This is a genomic window from Clostridium sp. 1001275B_160808_H3, assembly GCF_015550425.1.
GTDB lineage: Bacteria > Bacillota > Clostridia > Clostridiales > Clostridiaceae > Clostridium.
Genome location: NZ_JADNAT010000030.1, coordinates 1 through 19,271, shown reverse-complemented (window position 1 = coordinate 19,271; position 19,271 = coordinate 1). Strand labels below are relative to the sequence as shown.

16 protein-coding genes are annotated in these 19,271 nt (G+C 28.7%); 13 read left to right on the top strand and 3 right to left on the bottom strand.

Annotated features, from left to right (window positions below; all coding sequences use genetic code 11):
* Positions 1–90: 90 nt before the first annotated feature.
* Positions 91–513: a GNAT family N-acetyltransferase gene (locus tag I2A75_RS16355; RefSeq protein ID WP_195266614.1), complete on the bottom strand. Its 423-nt coding sequence runs from the start codon at positions 511–513 to the stop codon at positions 91–93.
* Between the two features lie 224 nt (positions 514–737).
* Positions 738–917 carry a hypothetical protein gene (locus tag I2A75_RS16350; RefSeq protein ID WP_195266612.1) on the bottom strand — a complete coding sequence of 60 codons (180 nt, stop codon included), beginning with the start codon at positions 915–917 and terminating at the stop codon, positions 738–740.
* A gap of 201 nt (positions 918–1,118) precedes the next feature.
* On the opposite strand from I2A75_RS16350, the gene I2A75_RS16345 reads away from it, so the two are divergent.
* The 10 genes from I2A75_RS16345 (at position 1,119) to I2A75_RS16300 (ending at position 15,119) form a co-directional block, all read left to right on the top strand.
* A complete protein-coding gene (locus tag I2A75_RS16345; protein ID WP_195266610.1) occupies positions 1,119–1,937 on the top strand; it encodes an N-acetylmuramoyl-L-alanine amidase in 819 nt (272 codons plus the stop codon).
* Between the two features lie 416 nt (positions 1,938–2,353).
* Entirely contained in the window at positions 2,354–3,706 is a 1,353-nt protein-coding gene (locus tag I2A75_RS16340) for a glucose-6-phosphate isomerase (protein ID WP_195266600.1), read from the top strand.
* On the top strand, positions 3,706–4,149 hold the full coding sequence (locus I2A75_RS16335; protein WP_195266598.1) for a YaiI/YqxD family protein: 444 nt from the start codon (positions 3,706–3,708) through the stop codon (positions 4,147–4,149). The genes I2A75_RS16340 and I2A75_RS16335 overlap by 1 nt, the downstream gene beginning before the upstream one ends.
* 127 nt (positions 4,150–4,276) lie before the next feature.
* Positions 4,277–6,322 carry a triple tyrosine motif-containing protein gene (locus I2A75_RS16330; protein WP_195266596.1) on the top strand — a complete coding sequence of 682 codons (2,046 nt, stop codon included), beginning with the start codon at positions 4,277–4,279 and terminating at the stop codon, positions 6,320–6,322.
* 57 nt (positions 6,323–6,379) lie between these two features.
* Positions 6,380–7,126 (top strand): lytic transglycosylase domain-containing protein, encoded by a 747-nt coding sequence (locus I2A75_RS16325; RefSeq protein WP_195266594.1) that lies wholly within the window; start codon positions 6,380–6,382, stop codon positions 7,124–7,126.
* A 115-nt stretch (positions 7,127–7,241) separates the two neighbouring features.
* A complete protein-coding gene (locus I2A75_RS16320) occupies positions 7,242–7,790 on the top strand; it encodes a DUF4829 domain-containing protein (protein ID WP_195266591.1) in 549 nt (182 codons plus the stop codon).
* A 232-nt stretch (positions 7,791–8,022) separates the two neighbouring features.
* Complete coding sequence (locus I2A75_RS16315) at positions 8,023–8,739, top strand: pseudouridine synthase (RefSeq protein ID WP_195266589.1); 717 nt, start codon at positions 8,023–8,025, stop codon at positions 8,737–8,739.
* 635 nt (positions 8,740–9,374) lie between these two features.
* Positions 9,375–12,680 carry a UvrD-helicase domain-containing protein gene (locus I2A75_RS16310; RefSeq protein ID WP_195266587.1) on the top strand — a complete coding sequence of 1,102 codons (3,306 nt, stop codon included), beginning with the start codon at positions 9,375–9,377 and terminating at the stop codon, positions 12,678–12,680.
* A gap of 153 nt (positions 12,681–12,833) precedes the next feature.
* Entirely contained in the window at positions 12,834–14,825 is a 1,992-nt protein-coding gene (ligA, locus tag I2A75_RS16305) for an NAD-dependent DNA ligase LigA (protein ID WP_195266585.1), read from the top strand.
* A gap of 6 nt (positions 14,826–14,831) precedes the next feature.
* Positions 14,832–15,119, top strand: a complete 288-nt coding sequence (locus I2A75_RS16300; RefSeq protein ID WP_195266583.1) for a hypothetical protein — start codon at positions 14,832–14,834, stop codon at positions 15,117–15,119.
* A 55-nt stretch (positions 15,120–15,174) separates the two neighbouring features.
* Here I2A75_RS16300 and I2A75_RS16295 read toward each other — a convergent pair whose 3' ends face one another.
* On the bottom strand, positions 15,175–16,272 hold the full coding sequence (locus I2A75_RS16295; protein ID WP_347707772.1) for a PRK06851 family protein: 1,098 nt from the start codon (positions 16,270–16,272) through the stop codon (positions 15,175–15,177).
* Positions 16,273–16,794: 522 nt separating this feature from the next.
* Between I2A75_RS16295 and I2A75_RS16290 the strand changes: the two genes are divergently transcribed.
* The 3 genes from I2A75_RS16290 to I2A75_RS16280 all read left to right on the top strand — a co-directional run bounded on the left by I2A75_RS16290 (position 16,795) and on the right by I2A75_RS16280 (position 19,149).
* Complete coding sequence (locus tag I2A75_RS16290) at positions 16,795–17,613, top strand: ABC transporter substrate-binding protein (protein ID WP_195266579.1); 819 nt, start codon at positions 16,795–16,797, stop codon at positions 17,611–17,613.
* Positions 17,614–17,792: 179 nt separating this feature from the next.
* Positions 17,793–18,440 (top strand): amino acid ABC transporter permease, encoded by a 648-nt coding sequence (locus I2A75_RS16285; protein ID WP_195266638.1) that lies wholly within the window; start codon positions 17,793–17,795, stop codon positions 18,438–18,440.
* A complete protein-coding gene (locus I2A75_RS16280) occupies positions 18,427–19,149 on the top strand; it encodes an amino acid ABC transporter ATP-binding protein (RefSeq protein ID WP_195266577.1) in 723 nt (240 codons plus the stop codon). The genes I2A75_RS16285 and I2A75_RS16280 overlap by 14 nt, the downstream gene beginning before the upstream one ends.
* Positions 19,150–19,271 lie beyond the last annotated feature (122 nt).

Here is a 19,271-nt window from a genome sequence, read left to right as displayed (position 1 = left end):
TTAGTATGTAAAAATAGTAGGCATCTCAGTAATCTAAAGTTATGAGATGCCTATTTTATTTAAATAAAGTAACCAAAATAAAAGAATGGATTATTTTATAAATCCTTTATCTTTCATTTTAGACATATCTGCAAATAGCCCCATACCTGTTTTTAGTTTTCCAAAGCCTACTTTTTCGTAAAATGGTTCCTTTCCTGGTGCAGCATACAATATAAAATTGCAATTAGGAAGTTTTTCTTTAATACCATTTAAAATTAATCTTCCTAATCCTTTACCTTGATATTCAGGGTCTATTGCTACATCATAAATGGCTGCTTGCCTAACACCATCAGAAATAGCTCGTCCAAATCCGATTAATTTGTCATCATTAAAAACAAATATAACAGTATGACTGTTTTCAAAGGATATTTTATGAATTTCGGCGTCTAAATAAGACATTCCTACAGTTTTTAGTATTTCTATCACATCATTCCAATTAACATTTAAGCAATTATATTGAACTCTTATACTCATAAATAAACACCTCATTTTAATTAATTTACAAAATTAGTTTATATTATAGCATAAAATAAATGCACATTTAAGAAACATAAATGTGCAGTATCAGAAATCTATTTAATATAAAATATATTCAATTTCAAGTAAGCTTTATTGATTTAAAAAAGTTAATCTCTTATTTTTATAAAGGGCCTCGCGAAACGCGAGCCCCTTTGAAAAATTTAATATAGTAGTAAGTTTTATAAGTCATCGACATCTTGCTCTTCACCATATCTTACTGTTCCTTCAGAGCTAAAGCTATCATTAGGATCTCTTTCAATAAAATACCCATCATTAGGTTCTTTAGAAGGTTTTGCATGATTTGTGCAAGATTTAGCTTGAACATTTATTAATTCTTTAATGTTTTTCATTTTTCCCATAAAATCACAACCTTTAATAATAGATTATAAAGCATTATTTAGTATCTCCATCCGCTTATATAATATTTACAAAATAATTTAAAGAAATTTTAAAAAAATTTTAAAAATTTTTCAAAAGTGCATATGTAATAGATGTAGGAAGCTAGCTTCAAAATAAAAAATTAAAAGAAAAAATTAAAATTAAAAAGGAGAGGATTTAAAATGGCTTTAGTACAAAGACTTATATCATCAGACAAATACAGTATAAAATGCCCATATTCAATGACACCAAAGGGGATATGCATTCATAACACTGCAAATGATGCAAGTGCAGCAAATGAAATATCTTATATGCAATCAAATACTAATAGTGTATCTTTCCATATTGGAATAGATGACGTGGAAGCTATTCAAGGAATACCATTTAATCGTAATGCTTGGCATGCAGGAGATGGATCAACAGGAGATGGAAACAGAAATTATATATCTGTTGAAATTTGTTATTCAAAATCAGGTGGTACTAGATTTATAAATGCTGAAAAAAGAGCAGCAAAAGAAGTTGCAGCATTATTAAAGCAATATGGATGGGGTATAGCTCAAATTAGAAAACATCAAGATTTTAGTGGGAAATATTGTCCTCATAGAACTTTAGACATGGGATGGCAAAGATTCTTAAATATGATTCAAGATGAACTAGATACTTCAAATCCACCAACAACTGAATTATATAGAGTTAGAAAGACATGGGAAGATGCTGCTTCACAAATAGGAGCATTTAGTAACTTACAAAATGCAAAAGATTGTGCAGATGCAAATCCAGGCTATAGTGTATTCAATGGTAATGGAGTTAAAGTATATCCAGTTTCAACTATAGTAGTGGGATCTACAGTAAGAGTTACAGGTACTAACTATGCAACAGGAGAATCAATTCCAGATTGGGTCAAACAAGGAACTTATACAGTTAGTCAAATAACAGATAATAAAGCATTATTAAAAGAAATATCAAGCTGGGTGTATTTGAAGGATTTAGTATTAGCCTAGGAAAAGTAAAATAGTGAATAGTTGAGATGAAATTCCTTCGGAATTATTAAGATTAAGAAGCTGTATTAATGGATAATTTAGAAGATTACTAATATAAGATTAATGATTAAAATAATGGATGTATAAAAGAATTAATGAAAATTCCTTAGGAGTTAAGATGATGAGTAGATAAGTTTAATTTAAATTTATCTACTCTTTTTAAATTTACTTATATTAAATCTTAATTAATATGAGAATTTAATTTAAATTGATTTATGTATAGTATTTAAATAATAACAGAAAATAATATGAGTATTTTATATAAAGTAACAAAATAAGTTATAAAGCAAAAAAAATAAGGAATATAATTTAAATTATGGTATAATGATTATTGATTAAATCAGCAAAAATTCCCAGAAAGATTCGGAGGTATGAAGATGAATAAAGGTTTAAGATTAGATTTATCTATGGTAGAACCATATGCAAGTTTGCAAGAATTAGATCATATGGAAGTAATGGTAAAAGGGGCTCATGAAACTCTTCATAATAAAATAGGAGCAGGTAATGACTTTTTAGGATGGTTAGACTTACCTGTTAACTATGACAAGGAAGAATTTTCAAGAATAAAAAATGCTGCTGAAAGAATAAAAAAGAATTCAGAAGCTTTAATAGTTATAGGAATTGGTGGTTCATACCTAGGACCTAGAGCAGCTATAGAAATGTTAAACAGCAATTTCTATAATGTATTAGGAAATGATAAGAGAAATACGCCAAAGGTATTCTTTGTTGGTAACAATATAAGTTCAACATATTTAGCTGATCTTTTAGATGCTATAGAAGGTATCGATATCAGCGTAAATGTTATTTCAAAATCAGGTACTACAACAGAGCCTGCAATAGCATTTAGAGTATTTAAAGATTATATGGAAAAGAAATATGGAATAGATGGAGCTAAGGAAAGAATTTTTGCAACTACTGATAAGAGCAAAGGAGCTTTAAAATCATTAGCTGATGAAATGGGATATGAAACATTTGTTATTCCAGATGATGTTGGAGGAAGATTCTCAGTTTTAACTGCAGTTGGTTTATTACCAATAGCTGTTGCTGGAATTAGCATAGATGAAATGATGCAAGGAGCTGCTGATGCAAGAGAAGCATATGCTACTCCAGATCTTAAAAATAACGATTGTTACAAGTATGCTGCAATGAGAAATGCTCTATATAACAAAGGTAAAGATGTAGAAATACTAGTTAACTACGAACCAGGTTTACACTACTTTAATGAATGGTGGAAACAATTATTTGGTGAATCAGAAGGAAAAGACCAAAAAGGAATATTCCCTGCAGCAGTTGACTTCTCAACAGATTTACATTCAATGGGACAATTCATTCAAGAAGGTAAGAGAATAATGTTTGAAACTGTTCTAAATGTAGAAAAAGCTAAGAGAGAAGTTAAAATAGAAAAGGCAGAAGGAGATCTTGATGGATTAAACTTCTTAGCTGGAAAAACTATAGATTTTGTTAATAAACAAGCATTTAACGGAACTTTATTAGCACACAATGATGGTGGAGTTCCTAACATGGTAGTAAATATTCCAGAGCTTAGCCCATATTACTTTGGATATATGGTTTACTTCTTTGAAAAAGCTTGTGCAATAAGCGGATATATCTTAGGAGTTAATCCATTTGACCAACCAGGAGTTGAAGCTTACAAGAAGAATATGTTTGCTTTACTAGGAAAGCCTGGATATGAAGAATTAAAGGCTGAATTAGAAGCTAAATTAAAATAGTGAGAATTATAGTAGATGGAGATGCCTGTCCAGGTATCTCCATTATTCAAAAAATAGCAAAAAAATATGGGTTAGAATTAATGGTATTTTGTGACATCCATCATTACATAACTTTAGATTATGGTGAAGTTAAAGTTGTAGATAGTGGATTTCAAAGTGTAGATATGTATGTAGTAAATATATGTGAGTCAAATGATGTAGTAATTAGTCAAGATTATGGGGTTGCAGCAATTTGTTTAGGGAAAAAAGCTCATATATTAAATCCAAAAGGATATTTATATACAGAAGAAAATATAGATAGAATGCTAGAAGAGAGACATATTTCTCAAAAGATTAGAAGAGCAGGTGGAAGAACATCAAACCCTAAAAAAAGAACTTCAGAAGATGACTTAAGATTAGAAAAAAACTTAATAAGAACAATAGAATGTAATTTAAGAGGATAAACTGTAGAAATATAAAATATAGTTTGTCCTTATTTTTTTTTCTTGTTGACAAATTTCGTTATAAATTTCCTTATGTAAACTGTATAATGATATTAGGGAAAATTGAGAAAAATAGGGTGTGAAGAATATGAGCGAATTATTAATAACTTTTGATAAGGAAAGTCCATCAGTTATAGATGAAAAAATAAATATAAAAATAGTTTCAGAAGATGATAATTGTGTTGAATATAAGTTTTTGGAAGGATCTCCTGGGGAAAGAAATTTAACTTGGAAGCCAATTCAGGATTTTTCAGATAAAAAGGAATGTGAGTGGAGGCCTAGAAAATCTGGAGATTATATGATAATGGTTCAATACAAAGATAAGGATTCTAATGAGTTAAAAAATACAAAGGTAAATTACCAAATAAAAGGTATAGAAGAAAAGGATATTATTGAGCTTAATAAAAATATTAAGCTTATAAAAGATGTAATAATTGATAAAACATCATTAATTGTAGGGGAAAAGATAAACTTAGAAGTGCTTTCAGATGAAGAAGAAATATTATTATATAGATTTTGGATAAAAGGAAAGCAAGGTTGGGAGCCACTAAAAGATTACAGTACAGAAAATAAGTTAACTTATACTACTACTAAGTCAGGGGACGGAGAGTTACTTATTGAATGTAAAAGACCATCTTCTAAGGAAAATGTAGATGATTTTACTACAGTAATATTTAAAGTTAAAGAACAACCTATTATAGAAATAAATTCTTTTGAGTGCTTAAGTGAAAATCTATTAATAAATGAAGAGTTAATTTTTAAGGTTGGTGTAAATTGTGATAAAACTAGGACAATACTCTATAAATTTTTAAGAGTAGATACTAATGGAAGAATAACATGTATTCAAGATTATTCTACTAAAAATATAGTATCATTTTCTGAAAAGCAAAAGGGTAATTATAAACTTTTATGCTATGTAAGGGATATTTTTTCTAATAAACAATATGATGATAGAGCATGTATGATGTACAATATAAAGCCTTATGATGAAATAAAAATAAGAAATTTTTCATCTGATTTAAATTCTCCTCAAGTATCTGGAACTAATATAACATTTAAATCATCTGTAATAGGGGGAAAAGAAATATTATATAGATATATAATTGAAGGCCCAGTAGCAGAGGATACAGGATATATAAGATCTAGAAGTTTTAATTGGGAAACCAAGCTAGAAGGAGAGTATAAGATAATCCTTAAGGCTAAAGATATATCTTTTGATGGAGAATATGAGGATATAAAGGAATTAAGCTTTAAAATAGATAAGAAAGGTGAAAAACCAGTAAATATCTTAGATGTTTTTTCGAATAAAACTAGAGGATGTATAAAAGGTGAGCCAATCAATATAAAAGTTAAAGCTGAAGGTGGGACAGAACTTAAATATTCATTTATAGTATTTAAAGATGGTAAAGAAAAAGAAAGAAGTAATTATGGAAGAACTAACTGGGTTAATTTTACGCCAGAAGAAAGTGGAGAATATCAAGTTGAAGTTAGGGTTTTAGATAAATATTCATCAAAGGAATATGATGTACATGATTTTGTTTATTTCAAGGTTAAGGACTATCAAGAAGCTGAAATAGATTATGTTTTACTTTCACAAAAGGAAATTTATTTAGTTGGAGATACCATAGAGCTAGAAACTATAGTACAAAATACTAAAAATATATTATTAAGATATGTAACTAAGATTAATGGACATGAAGTTGAGGATACTGGATTTATTGAAAGTAAAAGACTTAGAGTTAAACCTAAATGTTCAGGAAAATATACATTTGAGATTTATGCGAAGAATGTTTTATGTCATGAAGACTATGATGTTAAAAAGGAAGTATCACTTTATGTTCATGAAGCTATTCCAGTTAGCAATACGAAAATAAAAGTTAAAAATAAAAACATAGTTGTTAATAATGAAGTAACTTTTGAGGTAACTAGTGAAGGTGGAAAAGAAGTTTGTTATGAATTTTATATTATGGAAAAAGGAAATTGGGTAAGAGTACAAGCTTATAGCAGAAAGAATTATTATACTTTCTTACCATTTTCTACTGGAAGCTATAGAATATTGGTTCTTAGTAAAAGTTATTATAAAAAGATTAACTATGAAGATTATATAAGCTTAGAATTTGAAGTTGAGCCTTAAGGAAAGCTATATTTATCCGATATTAATATAAAAGTGTAATTTCGGAGGGTAAAAGAAGTGGATATTCCTAAGATAGAAGATTATATGGGAAGTATGGTTAGTAAAGAAGTATTAAAAAAAGCCATAGGGGATGGCCCAGAATTTGAGATAGTATATGAAGCATTATTAAAAAATAACGAATCAAATTCTTCAAATAATAATGGTGAAGAAAATTCTAATACTTACGTGACTACTGGAGTTGGACAAAAGCTTGAACAAATACCACTTAGAATGAGAAAAGAACCTATACAAACAGGTGAATTAATATTAGATGATACCGTAAAGAGAAGTACAACTACTAACATAAGTTCTAATGAATCTACTATAGAGGGAAATGAAGATTCTTCAGTTGATGTGGAAAAGATTTATTCTACTGTTGATAAGTATTCACAAAAATATGGTGTAGATAGAAACTTAATACTTGCTATAATTAAACAAGAATCTAATTTTAATCCCAATGCAGTATCATCTGCAGGAGCAAAAGGACTAATGCAATTAATGGATTTTAATTCAGAAGCCTATGGATTAACTAATCCCTTTGATATTGACGAAAATATAGAAGCTGGAGTTAAACATATTAAAGATTATATAAATATGTTTGATGGAAATTTAGAAATGGCACTTATGGCATACAATGGTGGACAAGGAACAATGGAAAGAAGAGGAGTAAAGTCATCTAGTGATTTATACAAGATGCCACAAGAAACTCAAAATTATGTTCCTAAAATATTAGAAAACTATAGATATTATAGAAGTATGAGTTAATAGTTAATGAATAAATTTAATAGCAAAAAAAGGATGTCTAGATGAATAGTTAAAAATCATTTTGAGACATCCTTTTATTTATTAATTTGAAACATGCAACAAAATAATAGAAGGGGTGATTAATATAAATAGAAGTAAATATATATGGATTGCCGTATTGTTAATAATAATCCTTATAGGTATTAGTAAATTATTGAATACTACTATTTACAAGGAAAGTTATACCATTAATGAACAAGATTCTGGTACGAAGGAAAATGCTATTATTAAGAAATCAAATATTTCTGAACGTTCTTTGGAGGCAGAAGAAACAATAACTAATGCAATTAAGTATAGAAATGATAAGAACTTAGAAAAACTATTAGAAAACTACACAGATAGAAATAAAAAGAATAAATTTAGATTAGATAACTTAGAAAAAATAGAACTTGAGAATATAAAGCTTGTAACGGATGAATCACAATATAAAAACTATATAATTAATTTATTGTTACAGGAAGGTGATTTAGAAATTGATCAAGTAAAGATATATCGCGTAACATATAATATTATGTATAAAGATGAATCATTAGAGCCAACAGGAAATGGTGAAGAGTCAAAACATTATTATTTGATAAAGCATAAGGGGTCTGATAAATGGCTTATAAATGACATAGGAGACTAATAAAATAAGACAGTAGTTAATTTTGTGTAAAAACAAAACTAACTACTGTTTTTATAAATAGTTGGTGATTTTGGAATAATATACTATATAAATTTAAAAATCCTATAAGGATTTTATCCATAATTATTTCATTTTCAATTCTTTCATTCCTTCTCCTCCTTGTTTATTTCTGCTTTAAGTAATAAAATAGTGGATAAAGGCTCAACATAATATTAAGAAGGAAGGTGCTTGAATGGAAAGACTAGATAAGGTTTTATCTAATTTAGGATATGGAACTAGAAAAGAAATTAAGCAGGCAGTTAGAAAAGGACTTATTGAAGTAAATGGTGAAGTTGTTAAGGATAATGGAATGCAAGTTGATCCAGAAGTTGATAAGATTTATGTAAATGGAGAAGAGATATTTTATAGAAAGTACATATATTTAATGATGAATAAACCAGATGGGGTTATATCTGCAACTTTTGATAATAGAGATGAGACTGTTATTGATTTATTAGAAATAGAGCATCAAGTATTTAACCCATTTCCAGTAGGAAGGCTAGATAAGGATACAGTTGGATTATTATTATTAACAAATGATGGGGATTTAAATCATAGATTAATATCTCCAAAATGGAAGGTTGACAAAGTTTATTATGCTAAAATAGACAAAAAAGTTACAGAAGAAGATATTAAGAAATTTAAAAATGGAATTACTTTAGATGATGGATATACATGTAAGGAAGCTAAACTCGAAATTTTAGAATCATCAGAGAATGGATCAGAAGTTATGATTACTATTCAAGAAGGAAAATTCCATCAAGTAAAAAGAATGTTTGAAGCTGTTGATAAGAGCGTGGTTTACTTAAAAAGAGTTGAATTTGGAACTTTACAATTAGATGAAGACCTGGAAGAGGGCGAATATAGGGAGCTAACTGAAGAAGAAGTTGCGATTTTAAAAGGCTTTTAACGAATATTTGGTTAAAATGAAGGTTTATCATTCATAATAGACAAACTTTACAATAATATTTTCAAAATATCTTGCATTTTATAAAAAGATGCAATATAATATTTTTGCAAGGATAAATAAAAGGAATAAATAGCCCCCTTTTTATTTATTGCTTATTGCTAAAGCGCAACCTGGCCCCAAGGGTTGCGTTTTTTGTTTGTTTAAAAACAAATACAAACGTTTACTATAAGTATAATTTATAAAATAAATAAAAGAAAACAATTTCAATTACTATATTGATTTTATAATGATTTCGACATTATTTATAAATTTTAAAAAGTTTTTAAGAAATAGATTGGTTAACGGACTTATTAATAAGACTTTTTTGCAATAAAAAAATCATTTACAACAAATAATGATATTTTTTATTCAAATATTGCAATTATTGCATTGTTAATGAATATACTAAAATAGGGTGAGATTATAATAAAGAAAAAATATATAATAAATAAAAAAGATATACTAGAATTTTGAAATAGTATATCGATTTTTTATGTATAAATTTAAATTACTATAATCTAATTAATGTTTTTAGGCAACAATATAAAAGATATGTATGTTATAATATGTTAGTAATAGGAAAGGAGTCTGTACAGATGGATTTAAAGTCATTACTTAACAAAGAGCAATATGAAGGGGCTACTACTATAGAAGGTCAAGTATTAATATTAGCAGGAGCTGGTTCAGGTAAAACCAGAGTTTTGACACATAGAATGGCTCATATGATAGACGATTTAGGAATTTTACCATATAAAATATTAGCTATTACCTTCACTAATAAAGCTGCAAAGGAAATGAAGGATAGAGTTAAAGCTTTAATAGGTGAAAGAGCAGAGGATATGTGGATATCTACATTTCACTCAACTTGTGTAAGAATACTTAGAAGAGAAATAGAAAAACTAGGATATAAAAAGAGTTTTACAATATATGATACTTCAGATCAAAAGACACTTATAAAAGAGTGTATGAAAGCTTTAAATATAAATGATAAAGATATAACTGAACAAGAAATCATGAGTAAAATAGGTAAGGCTAAGGATAATATGCAAAGCCCTGCAAGTTTTATGAGAGAGCATGAAAGTAATTTTAGAGAAAAGAAAATAGCAGATGTTTATGAAATGTATCAAAAGAGATTAAAAGAAAATAATGCTTTAGACTTTGATGATTTAATATTTAAAACTGTAGAGCTATTTAAAAAGGATAAAGAAACATTAGAATTCTATCAAAGAAAATTCCAATATATTATGGTAGATGAGTATCAAGATACTAATAAAGTTCAATATGAATTAATTAGACTTTTGGCAGAAAAATATAGAAATGTATGCGTGGTAGGCGATGATGACCAATGTTTAGTTGAGGGAACTCTAATTCAAGGTGAAGATAAAGTTTATAAAATAGAAGAGTTAGAAGCTTCAAATAAAATTAGAGTAGCAGCTGGAAACGGAGAAACCACCTTATTAGAAATAAAAGATATATCTAAAAGAGAATATAGTGGAAAAGTAGTCAAGATAACTACTGAAACTGGAAAAGTAATAAAAGGAACACCAAATCATATAAGCTTTGCGAGAGTAACTGTAAGAGATGAAAAATATTATGTTTATTTGATGTATAAAAAAGGCTTTGGATATAGAATTGGTCAAACATCATCAACAAGAAGCAGAAAAGGTATCGATGCAAGTGGCTTAGCTGTAAGATTAAATGGAGAGCAAGCAGATAAAATGTGGATAATAAAGGTTTGTGATTCAAGAGGTGAGGCTACTTATTATGAAGAATATTATTCTGTTAAGTATGGTATTCCAAAGGTTGTGTTTAACTCAAGAGGAAGAAATATTTCTTTAACTCAAGAACAAATAAATAAGATGTTTAAAGAAATAAACACATATGATAATGCTCAAAAGTTAATGGATGAAGAGTATCTTTATTTAGATTATCCTCATCATATAAGTTCTGCTGTAATAAGAGGAGAAAGTGTAAGGAAGATAGTGAATGTAAGCTTCTTTGGTGGACGTAAATGTGAAGAAAGAGGTTTATATTCGCATAGAATAGGATTAAATACTTCTGGCGAAGAAAGTAAGAAGAAGTTAATGGAATCAGGTTTTAATGTAAGAGATGGAAAAAGAAATACTTTTAGAGTAGAGACAGAACGTGCCTTATATGATGATGCCGAAGAATTTTCAAGCAAGCTTGCTTCTGTAGAAGATGCTTATGAAGTTGTTAGAAAAGCAAAATTAACTTCAGATAATACTTTTAAGTTTATGCCGTTAGGAAGTATGAAAGAAGGCATGGCAATTGCTATTTTAGAGGGTGAAGAAATAATTGAAGATATTATAACTTCAGTAGAAGTAGAAGATTATGAAGGCTACGTATATGACCTTAACATAGATAATGCAAGAAATTATATAGCTAATGATGTAGTAGTTCATAATTGCATCTATCAATGGAGAGGGGCAGATATAAGAAATATATTAGATTTTGAAAAAGATTATCCAGATGCAAAAGTTATAAAACTTGAGCAAAATTATCGTTCAAAAGGAAATATATTAAATGCTGCTAATGTTGTAATTGTAAATAATGCGAATAGAAAAAGTAAGGTTTTAAGAACAGAGCAAGAATCAGGAAATAAAATAAAGGTTTATAGAGCTTATTCTGATAGTGATGAAGGGGATTTTGTTGCAACTCAAATAAGAAAAATAAAAGATGAAGAAAACAAAAGTTATAAGGACTTTGCAATTCTTTATAGAACAAATGCTCAATCACGTATATTTGAAGAAAGTTTAAGAAGAAAAGATATTCCTTATAAAATTTTAGGTGGAACAAGATTCTATGATAGAAAAGAAATTAAGGATATGATTTCATACTTAAAAGTATTAGTTAATCCAACTGATAGTATAAGCTTAAGAAGAATTATAAATGTTCCAAAGAGAGGTATTGGAGATGCAACTGTAAATAAAGTAGTTGATTTTGCAGATGACTATGAATTACCTTTATGGGATGCATTAAGTACAGTAAGAAATATTCCAACTCTTACAGCAAGGAATTGTGGTGGAATAGAAATATTTATGGAAATGATGGATAAGTTCATGGAAATGAGCGAAATAATGCCTGTATCAACATTAATAGAAACTATATTAAAGGACACAGGATATATATCAGAGCTTGAAAAATCAAAGGAAATAGAAGATAAGAGTAGAATAGAAAACTTAAAAGAATTAGTATCAGATGCTGTTGATTTTGAAAGAAGCAGTGAAGATAAGAGTCTTTCAGCATATTTAGAAAAAGTATCATTAGTTCAAGATACAGATAAGCTAGAGGAAGAGGATGATACTATAGTTTTAATGACTGTACATAGTGCTAAGGGATTAGAATTCCCAGTAGTATTTATGGTTGGTATGGAAAATGGAATCTTCCCAGGTAATGCTTCGTTTGAAAGTGATGCTGAAATGGAAGAATCAAGAAGATTATGTTATGTTGGTATAACTAGAGCAAAAGAGCAGTTATTCATGACTTCAGCAGAGGTTAGAAGACAATTTGGTAGAACTGTTGCATATCCACAATCAGATTTCATAGCTGAAATAAAAGGTGATTTAAAGGAATATGTTTCAGGAAACAACTCAGCACAAAGTGCAAGAGCTACAATGTTCCCAAGAGAAAATAGATTTAGCAATCCACATAGCTTAAGAGGAAACTCAATGCAAATGCAAAAGCCAAAAGCACAAACTATACAATCATCTGTTTCAAATGATGATGTAACGGTAGGAAGAAAAGTAAAGCACAGTAAGTTTGGTGTTGGAACAGTAGTGTCAATAGCTGACTCAGGAAATGACAAAAAACTTACAATAGCCTTTGATAACCAAGGCATAAAAATACTGATGCTTTCATTAGCAAACCTAGAACTTATGTAAATATTCAATGGACAATGGATAATTGATAATGCACAATTAAGGTATAAACTCCAAAGGAGTTTAGAAAAATATTTTAATTCAGCAAAGCTGAATTATTTCAATAATTATCAATTGTCCATTAACAATTATCAATTATATAACGAGGTGTTTTATTTGGATAAGAAACAGCGAATAGAAGAGTTAGTAGATGAATTAAATAGATATGCATATGAGTATTATTCATTAGACAATCCTTCGATTTCTGATAAGGATTATGACAAGAAATATGATGAACTTAAAAAGTTAGAAGAGGAAACAAGTTATGTTCTTCCTTACTCACCTACTGTAAGAGTTGGGGATAGGATATTAGAAGGATTTAGTAAATATACTCATAAGGCAAGATTATGGAGTTTAGATAAGGCTCAAAGTTTAGAAGAATTAAAAGATTGGCATAATAGAAATCTTAAATTTATTAGAGAGATGAATTCAAGAGGAGAAGATTTACCAGAGCCTAGATATGTACTTACTAAAAAGTTTGATGGGTTAACTGTTAATTTAACTTATGATGAAAATGGAATATTAGTATCTGCAGCTACAAGAGGTAATGGTGAAGTAGGAGAAGAGGTTTCAGCTCAGGTTAAAACTATAAAATCAATACCATTAAAGATAAATAACGATGATTTATTTGAAGTTCATGGTGAAGCTATAATGACAACAGAGGCTTTTGACAACTACAATAAAAATGCAGATGTACCACTTAAAAATTTAAGAAATGGTGCTGCTGGAGCTTTAAGAAATCTAAACTTAAAAGAAACAGCTAAGAGAAACTTGTCAGCATTTTTCTATGATGTAGGATATAAAGAAGGTGAAGGCTTTAAGACTTATGAAGAAATGTTAAATTTCATAAAAGATAAAGGTCTTCCAATGGACGATTATGTTAAGTATTGCACTACTATTGAAGAAATAGAAAAAGAAATAGATTATATTAATGATATTAGATTTGATTTAAATTACGATATTGATGGAGTTGTTATTGCTATTGATGATATAAGAACTAGGGAATTACTAGGATACACAGTGAAGTTTCCAAAGTGGGCAATAGCATACAAATTTGAAGCACAAGAAGCAACAACAAAGCTAATTGATGTAGAATGGAATGTTGGTAGAAGTGGAAGAGTAGGGCCTACTGCTATATTAGATCCTATAGATTTAGCTGGTGTAACTGTAAAGAGAGCAACTTTAAACAACATAGATGATATAAGAAGAAAAGGTGTAAGAGTAGGAGCAGAAGTCTTTGTAAGAAGATCTAATGATGTTATTCCAGAAATAATGGGAGTAGTAACTGAATCATTAGAAGGAACAGAAGAAATTAATGTTCCTGAAGTTTGTCCAGCATGTGGAGCACATCTTGTACAAAATGGAGTTCATTATTTCTGTGAAAATACTCTTTCATGTAAACCTCAAATGGTTAAAACTATAGTTCATTTTGCATCAAGAGATGCTATGAATATTGAAGGATTTTCAGAAAAAACAGCTGAGCAATTATTTGAAAAACTAGATATTAAATCTATAGCAGATTTATATAAGCTAGAAAAGGAAGAGTTGCTACGGTTAGATAAGTTTGGACCAAAGAAAGCGCAAAATTTATTAGATGCAGTTGAAAAAAGTAAGGATTGTGAACTATATAGATTTATATATTCTTTAGGAATTCCTAATGTTGGGGTTAAAACTGCTAAAGATTTAGTAAATAGATTTAAGTCTTTAGAAGGTTTAAAAAATGCTAGTTTTGATGATTTAGTATCAGTGCAAGACGTAGGAGGCATAGTTGCTAAATGTGTTTTAGAGTTCTTCAAGGAAGAAAAAGCATTAAATACGATAAATGAACTTTTAGAACTTGGAGTTAATCCTAAATTTGAAGAAAAAGAAATAATCTCAAGTCCTTTTGAAGGAAAGACAGTTGTTGTAACAGGAACACTAAAAAATTATTCTAGAGGCGAAATAAAAGCAAAGTTAGAACTATTAGGTGCGAAGGTTTCAGGAAGCGTAAGTAAGAAAACTGATTTTGTAATAGCAGGAGAAGAAGCAGGATCAAAATTAGACAAAGCTGTTGAACTTGGAGTAAAGGTTCTAAATGAAGAAGAGTTTGAGGGGATAATAAAGGAGTAAATAGAAATGGATAAATTTAGAGTTAAGGATATTTTTACAATAATATGCACCTTAGCTGCAATATCAACAAGTGTAACTATAGTGCTTACATTCTTAACAACATATCATTTCATAAACAATATGCCTATATTTAATTCCTATCTTTTGTTGCAAATTGGTATATGTGTAACTATGATATTATGGGCAATAAGATTTTTCCTATATAGAAAAGGAAGAGAAAGATATATATATACATCAATATGTATAATAATTTCAATTGTAAGTTTATTTTTTGTAATGAACTCAGTAAGATAAATAAATATAAAAGAAATAAAAATGGGGATGCCGTAGGCACCCCATTTATTCATAATTATTGAGGGATGTATTTTTCAAATTTTTGGATTACGTCATCATAAATTTTGTCTAACATTTTAAAATCTATTGCATTTATATAATAAGCTTCTAAGTCATCATGAAGTTTATGTGCTTCAGAAATGAAGTATAAAGCTTTATTAGTTAATTCATAAAAGATTTTTTTGTCATAATCAATGTCTTCCTTATTATTTGAAAGTATAGATGCATCACAGAAGTCTTCAATATTATATACTTTTCCATTAAAAGAGCTTTGACTAATTTCATTTTCTGTTACTACACATGTAGATAGCTCTGGTATAAAAATATGCTCTATTCTTTCAGGAATAAAAGGATCATGCATGTATTCCACGAAGTAGCCTTTCTTTTGAGCAACTTTACCTATTTCCGTTAAAATAGTAGTTTTGCTAAATCCAGGTCCGCCTTTTAATATAAATTTATGATTAAATTCAGAGGTAAGATCATTAGCAAAGGTGATTATTCCATTAGGTGTAAAGGCCGTTGCAAATAAGTGTCGTTCATCACCAAAACCAGCTTTTTGCTTATTAAATATTCCTTCTTTTAAGCTTTCGGTTATAGTAACTATTTTACTATAATCTAATGCTTTAGAATTTAATTTGCTCCAATCATCATGAATAGATTTTGCTGAAGATAGAAATCTATAAGCTCTTTGAAAGTTGTTACTAATATTCTTAGAAATATCGATAATTTCCCTCTTGTGCAAAGAAAGAGCATCATTGTTAAGGGCAATCCCCATGTTAAGAATTTCATCAACAGCGCCTGGATGAATTGGATCAACCATGTGAGGTGAGGTACCATCTAGAATAGCTAACCCAAGCTCTTTTATAACAATGCCATCTAAAGAATTATTATCAGAAGAGCAATGATGATACTCTATGGTATATCCTTTACTCTTAAAATGAGCTCCCACTTTTTTCATTAAAGAAGATTTTCCTGTACCAGGCCCACCTTTCATGCAGATAATTCTATTTGCATCTTCTTGAGTGAGTATATACTTATAAAAAGAATAAAATCCTTTGTTAGTATTTCCTCCAGGAAAGAGATGTCTTTCTTTTAGATGTGTCAAATATATCACTCCTAAATATTGCTTTCATTCAAGTTTCAATATTAATATATGTATTTATTAGAAAAATGCAACAGTATAATTAAGGTTTATTTAAGTTAAAATAAATAATATATCTAAATAAACTATAACTAACTGCTAATGTATAGTAGAAATTTAGATTTTAGTAGCATATAAAAGATATAGCATAGCAGTTTGATTTGCTATATTAATTAAATAATTCTATTAACTATATAATATTCTACCTTTGTTAATTATGAGGAATGTATACATATTATGTATAATTAATAACTGACAACTTTTAATTATGCATAAAGTTTTGATGGATAAAAAGACAAAAAATATTATAGAAATTTGATTTTACGAATAAAATATGCTGTTTTTTTTAATATTTTTATTAAAATATTATAATAAATAAAAAATATTAAAAAAATTTTAAAAAGGTATTGAATAAAAATGAAAGTAGGGTGTATAATTATGCTATCGCAATTGAATGGGAATTGTATATTTAATCATAAAGAGGGGGATTTAATAATGAAAAAAGGTATGATAAAGAAGATATTAGCCGTAGCAGTTGTTGGGGTTATGGGATTAGGATTAATAAGTTGTGGAAATAAAAATAATGCAGACAAGCTAACAGAAATTAAGGAAAAAGGAACATTAGTTGTTGGCTTAAGTGCAGATTATGCTCCATATGAATTCCACATGATGAAAGATGGAAAAGATGAAATAGTAGGGTTTGACGTTGAAATAGCTAAAGAAATAGCTAAAGATATGGGCGTTGAATTAGAAATAAAAGATATGGAATTTGATTCATTGATATCAGCTGTTCCAACAGGAAAAATAGATATGGTAATATCAGGTATGACTCCTACAGCAGAGAGAAAAGAAGCAGTTGATTTTTCAGATATATACTATATTGCAGAACATGGAATGGTAGTAAGAGCTGAGGATAAAGATAAATATAAAACATTTGAAGATTTAACAGGTAAAAAAATTGGTGCTCAAATGGGATCAATTCAAGCGGATTTAGCAGAAGAAAAAATAAAAGATGCTGATATGCAATTACTTTCAAGTGTTAATGATTTAATTCTTGGATTAAAATCAGGAAAGATAGATGCATTAGTAGTTGAATTACCTGTTGCAGAAATGATTGTTAAAAACAATTCAGAACTAGTTATAGGCGAAGAAAAAGTAAAAGATACAGATGGTGGATCAGCAATTGCAATAAAGAAAAACTCACCAGAATTCGCAGAACAAATAAATAAGACAATTAAAAGAATAAAAGAAGAAAATTTACTAGATCAATTTATAATAGATGCTAATGATTTAGCAGGACAAACAAATAACTAGAATAAAAAGATGAAATACTGAAAAAATTAAGTAGTGAAAGAATCATGGAATAAATTAAATTACTAACTCAGTCTGTCTGAGTTAGTAATCATTTTTTTTCATTTTTAACTTTTTCATTTTTCACATTAAAATAAGGGGTGTATGATTTGACATTAGATTTTAGTTTTTTATCTGAATATATGCCATATTTTATAGATGGCGTTAAGTGGACATTATTAATTTCTTTAATAAGCGTACTTTTAGGTGTCCTTTTAGGATCAATATTATGCTTTATGAAGAGATCAAATTTTGTAATTTTTAAAATAAATCCTTTAAAGATTATCGCTAATGTGTACATAGAGATAATTAGAGGAACTCCAATGCTATTACAAATAATGATTGTATATATTGCATTTGATGAATTGTTAGGTATAAATATGTCTCCATTAACTGCAGGTATAATAGCTGTATCTTTAAATTCAGCTGCTTATGTATCTGAAATAATAAGAGCTGGTATTGATGCTGTTGATAGAGGACAACTAGAAGCAGCGAGAAGCTTAGGAATGAATCAACTCATGGCTATGAGACTTATAATAATGCCTCAAGCAATTAGAAATATATTACCTGCTATAGGTAATGAATTTGTAACTGTAATTAAAGAATCTTCAATGGCATCTGTAATAGGTGTTGGAGAGCTTATGTATGCGGCAAAGGTTATTAGAGGAAAAACATTTAGAGGGTTTGAACCTTTAATAGTTGCAGCAGTATTTTACTTTGTAATTACATTTACATTAGGTAGACTTATGAATTATATAGAAAGGAGAATGAAGGCCGGTGATTCACGTTAATAATTTACACAAGTATTTTGGAGAAAATGAAGTTTTAAAAGGAATTAATGAAAATATAAAAAAAGGTGAAGTTGTTGTTGTAATAGGACCTTCAGGATCTGGTAAAAGTACATTCCTAAGATGCTTAAATTTATTAGAAGTTCCAACTGATGGTGAAATAATATTTGAAGAACAAAATATTACAGATAAGAAAACTGATATAAATAAGATAAGAGAAAAAATGGGGATGGTATTCCAACAATTTAATTTATTCCCTCATAAAACAGTTTTAGAAAATCTAACAATAGCGCCTATGCAGGTTAAGAATAAATCTAGGAATGAAGCTGAAAAAATTGCTAAAGATTTATTATCTAAGGTTGGATTATTAGAGAAAGCAAATGCATATCCAGCATCATTATCTGGAGGACAAAAGCAAAGAATAGCAATTGCAAGAGCTTTAGCTATGGAACCAGATGTTATGCTATTTGATGAGCCAACATCTGCTTTAGACCCAGAAATGGTTGGAGAAGTTCTAAATGTTATGAAGAACTTAGCCAAAGAAGGAATGACTATGGTCGTTGTAACTCACGAAATGGGATTTGCTAAGGAAGTTGGAGATAGAATATTATTTATGGACGGCGGAAATATAGTAGAGCAAGGAACTCCAGAAGAAATATTCACAAATCCTAAAAATCCAAGAACCATAGACTTTTTATCTAAGGTATTATAATAAAAAATAAAAAAACAGTTTTACAATGTTGTAAGACTGTTTTTATTGTGTTGAAAACCACTGGCTATGCCGGTGGATAAAATGGCTTAAGCTCTGCACAGAAAAAAGCTCCTATGATATAA